This window comes from uncultured Phascolarctobacterium sp. (assembly GCF_905212365.1).
Lineage (GTDB): Bacteria > Bacillota > Negativicutes > Acidaminococcales > Acidaminococcaceae > Phascolarctobacterium_A.
This window is the reverse complement of sequence record NZ_CAJMEH010000082.1, coordinates 1-7,346: the sequence shown is the minus strand read 5'-3', so window position 1 is coordinate 7,346 and position 7,346 is coordinate 1. Positions and strand designations below refer to the sequence as shown.

General features: G+C 51.9%; 8 protein-coding genes. All 8 read right to left on the bottom strand.

Annotation, left to right across the window (positions count from 1 at the left end; all coding sequences use genetic code 11):
• Nucleotides 1-909, bottom strand: a 909-nt coding sequence (locus tag QZ105_RS09890) for an AAA family ATPase (RefSeq protein WP_293729756.1), incomplete at its 3' end; no start/stop codon positions are given.
• The gene (locus QZ105_RS09885; RefSeq protein WP_293729755.1) at nucleotides 906-1,526 is read right to left on the bottom strand and encodes a DUF4194 domain-containing protein; all 621 of its coding nucleotides are present in this window, start codon (nucleotides 1,524-1,526) and stop codon (nucleotides 906-908) included. The genes QZ105_RS09890 and QZ105_RS09885, both read right to left, overlap by 4 nt.
• Nucleotides 1,523-2,935, bottom strand: coding sequence for a Wadjet anti-phage system protein JetA family protein (locus tag QZ105_RS09880; protein WP_293729754.1), 1,413 nt, complete (start codon nucleotides 2,933-2,935; stop codon nucleotides 1,523-1,525). The genes QZ105_RS09885 and QZ105_RS09880 overlap by 4 nt, the downstream gene beginning before the upstream one ends.
• A 36-nt stretch (nucleotides 2,936-2,971) precedes the next feature.
• A complete protein-coding gene (locus tag QZ105_RS09875) occupies nucleotides 2,972-4,213 on the bottom strand; it encodes an aminotransferase class III-fold pyridoxal phosphate-dependent enzyme (protein ID WP_293729753.1) in 1,242 nt (413 codons plus the stop codon).
• A gap of 53 nt (nucleotides 4,214-4,266) precedes the next feature.
• Complete coding sequence (locus QZ105_RS09870) at nucleotides 4,267-5,541, bottom strand: divergent polysaccharide deacetylase family protein (protein ID WP_293729752.1); 1,275 nt, start codon at nucleotides 5,539-5,541, stop codon at nucleotides 4,267-4,269.
• 22 nt (nucleotides 5,542-5,563) lie between these two features.
• Entirely contained in the window at nucleotides 5,564-6,457 is an 894-nt protein-coding gene (gene xerD, locus QZ105_RS09865; RefSeq protein WP_293729751.1) for a site-specific tyrosine recombinase XerD, read from the bottom strand.
• A gap of 110 nt (nucleotides 6,458-6,567) precedes the next feature.
• Nucleotides 6,568-6,816: an RNA chaperone Hfq gene (gene hfq, locus QZ105_RS09860; protein WP_293729750.1), complete on the bottom strand. Its 249-nt coding sequence runs from the start codon at nucleotides 6,814-6,816 to the stop codon at nucleotides 6,568-6,570.
• Between the two features lie 23 nt (nucleotides 6,817-6,839).
• Nucleotides 6,840-7,346 (bottom strand): tRNA (adenosine(37)-N6)-dimethylallyltransferase MiaA (locus QZ105_RS09855; protein ID WP_293729749.1); only part of this gene is annotated, 507 nt, incomplete at its 5' end.

Genomic DNA, 7,346 nt, shown 5'->3' with positions numbered 1-7,346 from the left:
CCCTGCGACCGCGGCCTCCTGCCGCGTCAGCTCCACTTCCTGCCGCCGCTGCGCGATAGCGCTTTCCCAATCCTTCAGCTTTTTATAAACGTTTTTAATATCGTCGCGCTTCAAGAGCTTTTCTTCGTTATCCAGCGTGTCGAACGCCTGCAAAATAGCTTGCAAATCGTTTATCTCCTGGCTGATAACGGCGAAACTGCTTTGCAATTTTTCAATATTTTCTTTAGCTTCGATAAGCTTGGCAAAATCCACGCTGCGCTCCGCCAGAACGCTGCTGCGGATAAATTCGTCGATTTTCGCTTCCGGTTTATAAGTCATCAGCCCGCGCAATTTGCGCAAATAAATCTGCAAATTATGCAGGTCCAGCTTCAGCCCCGTCATACGCAAAAATTTTTGCAAGCCCTGCTCCCTGTTCAGCAGCTCAACTTTATACCGCTGGCGGAATTGAGCCGCGCTGTACGGCAGCAGCGCGCCGTCCTGCGTATAAGTATGCTCCACCTTATCTAAAACCGCGTTGTCCAGCGCGTATCTGAAAACCTGACAGTTATTGCTGGGCGGCGTTTCGATAATCGTGCCCAAAATAAAATTTTTCTTCGCCGCCTCGTCGTAATATTCCAGCGCGATATGCGTATAAACATTGGGCGCTTTATCCGCCGGGCGCATATAAGTAGTGTTGGTAGCGTCCAGCAAACCGCGCGTATAAGAAGAAATCGTGCGGCTGCGCTCGCCTTTAATATCGGAAGATTTATTAAAGACCGTATCGCCATAAGCGGCGTATTTAATAGCGTCCAACAGCACGGACTTACCGTTGCCGTTCTTGCCTGCGATGAGCGTAAAAAATCCTATGGGAGCGGTGATGTTCGTAAAGCCGTACCAATTTATCAACCGCACTTTCTTTAGCAGTATCATGCGCGCTCCTCCTCTTCCGCAGCCTCCGCGCCGACAGGTTCCTTCATATACTCTTGCGCCGCCGTTTTAAATTGCGCCAGATCCCAGCTGAATTGCAAGGACGGATACAAGGTTATTTCCTGTTCTTCGCTATCGTCGTTTTCGTCGTAATCAATAAGATTATACTTTTTAAATAATTTAAAGGCTGCGCGCAGTTCCGTGCTAATCACCGGCACGCCGAAGAATTTTATTTTATCGATAATATCGCCCTTGGCGGCCGTAATTCTTTCGCTGTAGCCCACGTTTTCCAAATAAATTTTCCACAGCACCAACAGCAAATGATATTGCAAAGTAGAAAAGCGCACTACGTTAGCCTGCTTGAGCCCGACTTCTTTTTCGTCTTCTTCATTCGCAATCAGCATAGCCAGGCCGATTTTATCGTCGACATGAATATCGAAACCCATGGCGCGCAAATAAACCGACAAATCCTGCCGGTTAGCTTCCCTCGAGGCGAACGCATACAAACGCGCGTCCTTATCGCGTAACAAAAACGTCCCTTCCAATAATTTACGCACGCAGCGTTTAAAAAACAGCGCGTATTCTTCTTTAATCGTTAATTGCAAATTTATTTCGTTCATCTGTCGACCCTTTGAATATCAAATTTATTTATCGCCGCAATTTTCGTTTGCAGCGTCCCATCCCTGAATTTTACCCGGAAAGGAAAGGTGCGCGCACCGGAATAAATAATCGCCGCGGCCAGCATCATCACCTCGTCGCGCGTATCGGCGGGGCAGTCTTCCACCGCCATGCTGTCTTTATCCCCCAATAAATTTTCCAAATACGCGGCGGCGTTCTGCAAACTGTATCTGTCGGGATATTCTTTCAATAGTTCGTCCGTCAGGCGCTGTTTTTCCTCTTCGCTGAGCGTTGCCGTTTCCAAGCCCACAGTTTTGGTATTAGGCTTGACGCGCTTGCGCCTGTCGATGGACTTTCTGCCGACAAAACCGTAACTCAATAAACGGCTGCTGGCGGCCAGCTTTTGCAAAACTTCCGCGCGCTCCTCCGGCGGCATATCTTTCAGCGCCAACAGCAAACGGTTGAGCTGCTGCTCCCAATTATTGCTGTTGCCCAAAACCATCATCATGCGCACGGAATAAAGATTGTAGTACGTATTGATTTTCTTATCAATATAGCTCATCTCGTCTTCGTATTCCAGATTCAGGAACACGTCGAGCTGTTCGAACATACCGTTAATATGCTCCCTGGCAACGGCGGCGTCGACGTTATACAAATTTATATATTCCGTTTCCATTTTAGCCACCAGCGCGGAACGCCGCAATTTGTTTAACAACCTGTTGATATTCTGCAAATAAACGGGAATCGACCCGCTGCGCTTAATAAAAAAGTAATCGTTAAAAAAGCGTTTTAATAGCTCGTCCTTCAGCAAGAATTGCCCGAAGCTGTTCGCGTCGCTCAATTTCATCACAAGGCGCATAATCGTGCGAATGCTGTCCTTGAGCACCAGCAATTCGTTTTTCAAATCGGCGGCGTATTCTGAAAGCGGCTCCAACACATTGGTGTAGGGACGAACGGCGCGCACACTGTCTTTTTCCAACGCCGAACGCAGCACTTCATAAATAGAAAAAATGCGGTTAGTAATGGCGCCGTTAGCGTCGCGCTGGAAAATTTTTTCAATCGCGCCGACTAACTGGCGGCAATAAATATTGACGGCGGCTATATTGTCGCCGCTGCGTCCTATTTCCCTTTCGGACAGCCAACCGCAGCTCCGGAAATAACGGATGATAGAGCTGGCGTTATCCTGCGCCGAGTATTGCCCGCTGATTTCTTCGCCGATGTTTTCCGTTTCCAAAACGTATTGGCAGTTTTCCAAATACAGGGAGATTCTATCCTTCGCGTCCTGCTCGTATAAAACGGCTACGGTTTTCGACGCTTCTATGAGCAGCTTGATGCATTCCCAATATACTTCTTTATTTTTACAACAAAAGGGGTTAAAGAAATTGTCATTGATATTTTTTAATAGCGACACTTCTTCACCCCCCGCAAAAATTTTTCTCTATTATTTTTACAAATCCTCGATAACGTCCGCCGTTTGCCTTACCGCGTCCCGGAACTCCTCCAGCACATGGTCGATGACCTCCAACGGCATAATCAAGGGCGGCTCCATGCGGATAACCTTGGGGTTGTTCAGCGTATAAGCGACGATGATTTTTTTATCAATCATCAGGCTCATAAGCATACCGCCGGCGCCCTCCTTCGTCAACTCGACGCCCAGCATCATGCCGCGTCCGCGTACTTCGGCCACCACGGAAGGAAATTCCGCGGCGATTTTTTCCAGCCCTGCTTTTAAATAAGCGCCGGCCTCGCGGCCGCGGCGCAGCAAATCCTCCTCTTTAATAGCCTTAATTGCGGCTACGCCGGCAGCGCAGGCCAGCTGGTTGCCACCGAAGGTAGAGGTGTGCAGGAACGGCGCTTCGATAAGTCCCTGCCAGGCGCGGGGGGTGCCGACCATAGCGCCGATGGGCATCACGCCGCCGCCCAAAGCTTTGGCGCAGGCCATCAAATCGGGCTCCACGCCCTCATGCTCCACACCGAACCAAGCGCCGGTACGGCCGATGCCGGTCTGCACCTCGTCGGCGATGAGCAAGGCTCCCTTCGCCTCGCAGATGGCCTTGGCCTGCCGCAGATAGCCTTCCGGTGGCACGATGATGCCGCCCTCGCCCTGAACGGGCTCTAAAATTACGGCCGCCGTTTCTTCGTCCACCGCAGCCTCCAAGGCTGCCGCGTCGCCGTAATCCACATGGGTAAAGCCGTTCAGCAGCGGCTTAAAGGGGTCGCGGTACAAGTCGCGGCCTGTAGCCGTCAAACTGCCGAAGGTTTTGCCGTGAAAAGCGTTTTTAGCTGCGACAAATTTGGTGCGCTTGGTAGCCAGACGCGCTATTTTTAAGCAGCCCTCAACGGCTTCCGTGCCGCTGTTGACAAAAAAGCTGTACTGCAAAGCTCCTGGCGTAATTTCCGCCAAAGCTTCGGCCAGGTCGGCCATAGGACGGTTGAACAGCACCTTGCCGCACATGGGCATGGCGTGAAGCTCGCGCTCCACCGCCTCCACCACCTTAGGATGGCGATGTCCCAGGGCGAACATACCGTAGCCGCCCAGGCAATCGATAAACTGCTTGCCCTCGCTGTCGGTAATCGTCCAGCCTTCGGCGCTGCCCTCCACGCTGTTCAAACCCATAAAGCGAAATAATTTTGCTTGCGCCGGGTTGATATACTTTTCATATTTGGCAATCGTTTCTTCTACATACATACTGCTTACCTCTTTTATTTTTTCAAACCGAAATTCTATTTGCCTGCGCCGCTTTAGTACAGCAGCTCCGTTACCGAAACGAAGGTAATACCCGTTTTTTTAAATTCGTCGGCGTACTGCTGCCAGCATTTTACCGTATTGGGGCGGGCGTGGCAAATTGCGATAGCGCTGCCGTTTTTCTCAGCGATAGCCATCGCCTTGTACACCTGCTTACGGATTTCCTCCACATTGGTGCTGTTATCCAAAAAGATATCGTTGCGCGCCGTAGGCACGCCCATGCTCTGCGCCATGTCCCGCGCTACGGACGCGGAGGTAGTTCTGCTGTCTAGGAAGAAAAGATTTTGCTTCTGCAAAACCTGCAGCACTGTTTTCATGGTCGCCTTGTCGCTGGTAGCCCGCGACCCCTGATGGTTATTGACGCCGACTACGCCGCTCAGGGCGCTCAAAGCTTTTTTCACCTGCGCCTGCTTCTGCGACGCGCTTTGGTCGACCAAAACCGTTCTGCTGCCTTCGGACATAGCGCTGCGGTTCAGCGGCTCCATGGGCAGATGCAGCATGGGCACGCGGCCCTTGCTCTTAACCATTTCCAGCACGTCGCTGCTGTAGGCCTTGTCCGGCAAAATAGCGTAGCTAAAGGGCAGGCCGAGATTCAGCAAATTGCGCACAGTGGTCATATCCGCGCCGCAATCGTCCACCACGATGGCTAATTTGCCCCGGTAGCGCCTGGCAGTTTCCTTAACGGCTTCCTGCGCCGGTTCCTCCGGCAATTTTTTAACATCCTTATCTTCCTTAGTTAAATTCAGATTATGGAAAAAGACGATGGTGTCGGTCGTAAAGCTTTTGCTGCCGTCGCCCGCTTTCACCTTAATGCCGACCTCCGCCTTAAAGGCGTCCCATTTTTTATACTTGCTCATCTCGCCGGATATGTAGACGAGACCGGCCTGCTCAACTTTTTCCTGTAGCCATTCACCCGCGCCCGTCAGGCTGGTGCTGCTGGGAATCCCCACCGCCAGATTGCGCTGGTTAATCTGCACCTTCGCGCCCGATTCTTCCACCGTTACGTTTTTCTTGCCGTGGTCGTTTTCGATGAGCTGCCAGTTATCCTTTTGCAGCAAAATATTATCCAGCAGCCGCTGGGCCTCGATGGATTCGTCCAGCAGGCTTACCTCTTTGGGTGCGCCGCCGGTTTTGCTGTCGCCAACGTCCTTCTTGCTGCGGTCGTTGGCGTAAAAGAAGCCGCAGGCCACGGCCAGTAACGCGATTACCGCTATGAGCGCCAAAATTATATATATGCCGTTCGATGATTTTTTCTTTCTTCTTGTTGCCATTATTCCGCTCCTTTTGCGGGCTTCAAGCCCGCGGATGAGTTTTATCGTACACCTCCCGCAGCCGCGCTACGTCCAGGTGAGTGTAAATCTGTGTCGTAGAAATATCCGCGTGCCCCAAAAGCTCCTGCACCACGCGCAAATCCGTGCCATTATTCAGCAAATGGGTAGCGAAGGAATGACGCAGCATATGGGGCGTTATTTTTTTGCTGATGCCCGCGCTGGCTCCGTACGCCTCGATAATTTCGTTCACCCGCTGGCGGGTCATGCCGCCGCCCCAGCCGGTAACGAAAAGCTCTGCCGCCGCGTCCGGCTTGCCGTGCAGCAGCTGCGGCCGCACTACTTTCAAATACCGCTCCAGATAATGCAGCGCCGTGCGGCCCAGGGGCAGCATCCGCTCCTTGCTGCCTTTGCCCATAACGATTAAATACTGCATTTTCAAATCCACGTTTTTCACCGGCACGCTGATAAGCTCGGAAACGCGCATGCCCGTGGCGTACAGCAGCTCCAGCATGGTTTTGTCGCGGTAGCCGTCCAGCGTTCCTAAATTAGGCTGGTCCAACAGCCTGTCCACCTCGTCCACGCTGAGCACCTTGGGCAGCTGCAAGCCTTTTTTGGCAGCCTCCAGCACGGCAGCCGGGTCCCGGCGGATATAGCGTTCTGCCGTTAAAAAGCGGTAAAAAGCTTTAATCGACGCCAGCTTGCGGGCGATGGTGGAAGCGCTGCGCCCCGCCTGCTTCAGCTGCACCATATAGGCTAAAAGCTGGCGGCGGCTGACCTTCAGCAGCGCCTCCGCCTCCTGCAATCCCAGCGCCTTTTGCAGCAGCCGCAGGTCGCGCAGGTAAGCAGCGCGGGTATTGGCCGACAAGCCCAGCTCCACTACTAAATATTCTTCAAAAAGAGCCAGATAATCAAACATGCTTCATTCTCCAAAAAGAAAAACAACGCCGCAGCGCCGTCTTTGCTTTTTATCCTCGTAATGTTTAATAAGGCGCCAGATAGGCAAATGCTGCTGGCGCCTTATAGCTGTCAATCTCTTTTTTCCGGCTGCATAATAGTGATATTGGTAGCCGGCGCAATGGTGGAAATAGCATGCTTATAGACCAGCTGCTGTTTCCCTTCGTTTTCAATAATTACCGTAAAATTATCAAAGCCGCGCACTAAGCCGCGAATCTGAAAACCGTTCATCAGATAAATAATTACGCCCAGATTTTCCTTGCGCACATGATTCAAAAAGCTGTCCTGCAAATTCATTGCCGGTTTTGCAGAGTTAATCATATATAACCCCTCCATTCATATCTCTATATACTATCATTGTACAACGAAAATTTCTTTTCCACAAGTATTTCACAAATTCTCCCCACAACCTGGCCGTAATCCGGCTGTGCGTCCAAATGCAGCCAGTGGATGTAAGGCATTTTTTTATACCAGGTAATCTGCCGTTTGGCAAAATTGCGAGTAGCCTGCTTTAATTTATCCACGGCCTCCTCATAGCTCATGCTGCCGTTAAGATACCATACCATCTGCCGGTAGCCGATGCTCTGCATACTTTGGCAGTCAGGGCTCACGCCCCGCGCCAGCAAGCCGCGTACCTCCTGCTCCAGCCCCGCCGCCAGCATAGCGTCCACCCGCTTATTTATGCGCTCGTATAAAGCGCCGCGCTCCATATCCAGGCCGATAACCACTGCGTCGTAGGGCATTTCTGCCGCGCCGCTGGCGCTGACGCCGTCGCCGCCCATAGCTGCCTCCAAAGCGCGCACTACGCGGCGCACATTATTAGGATGAATGCGCTCCGCCGCAGCCGGGTC

Bases quoted from the DNA above. Each gene is read 5' to 3' on its own strand.
- QZ105_RS09885 (WP_293729755.1), bottom strand. From the start codon at position 1,526: ATGAACGAAATAAATTTGCAATTAACGATTAAAGAAGAATACGCGCTG.
- QZ105_RS09875 (WP_293729753.1), bottom strand. From the start codon at position 4,213: ATGTATGTAGAAGAAACGATTGCCAAATATGAAAAGTATATCAACCCG.
- QZ105_RS09870 (WP_293729752.1), bottom strand. From the start codon at position 5,541: ATGGCAACAAGAAGAAAGAAAAAATCATCGAACGGCATATATATAATT.
- xerD (WP_293729751.1), bottom strand. From the start codon at position 6,457: ATGTTTGATTATCTGGCTCTTTTTGAAGAATATTTAGTAGTGGAGCTG.
- hfq (WP_293729750.1), bottom strand. From the start codon at position 6,816: ATGATTAACTCTGCAAAACCGGCAATGAATTTGCAGGACAGCTTTTTG.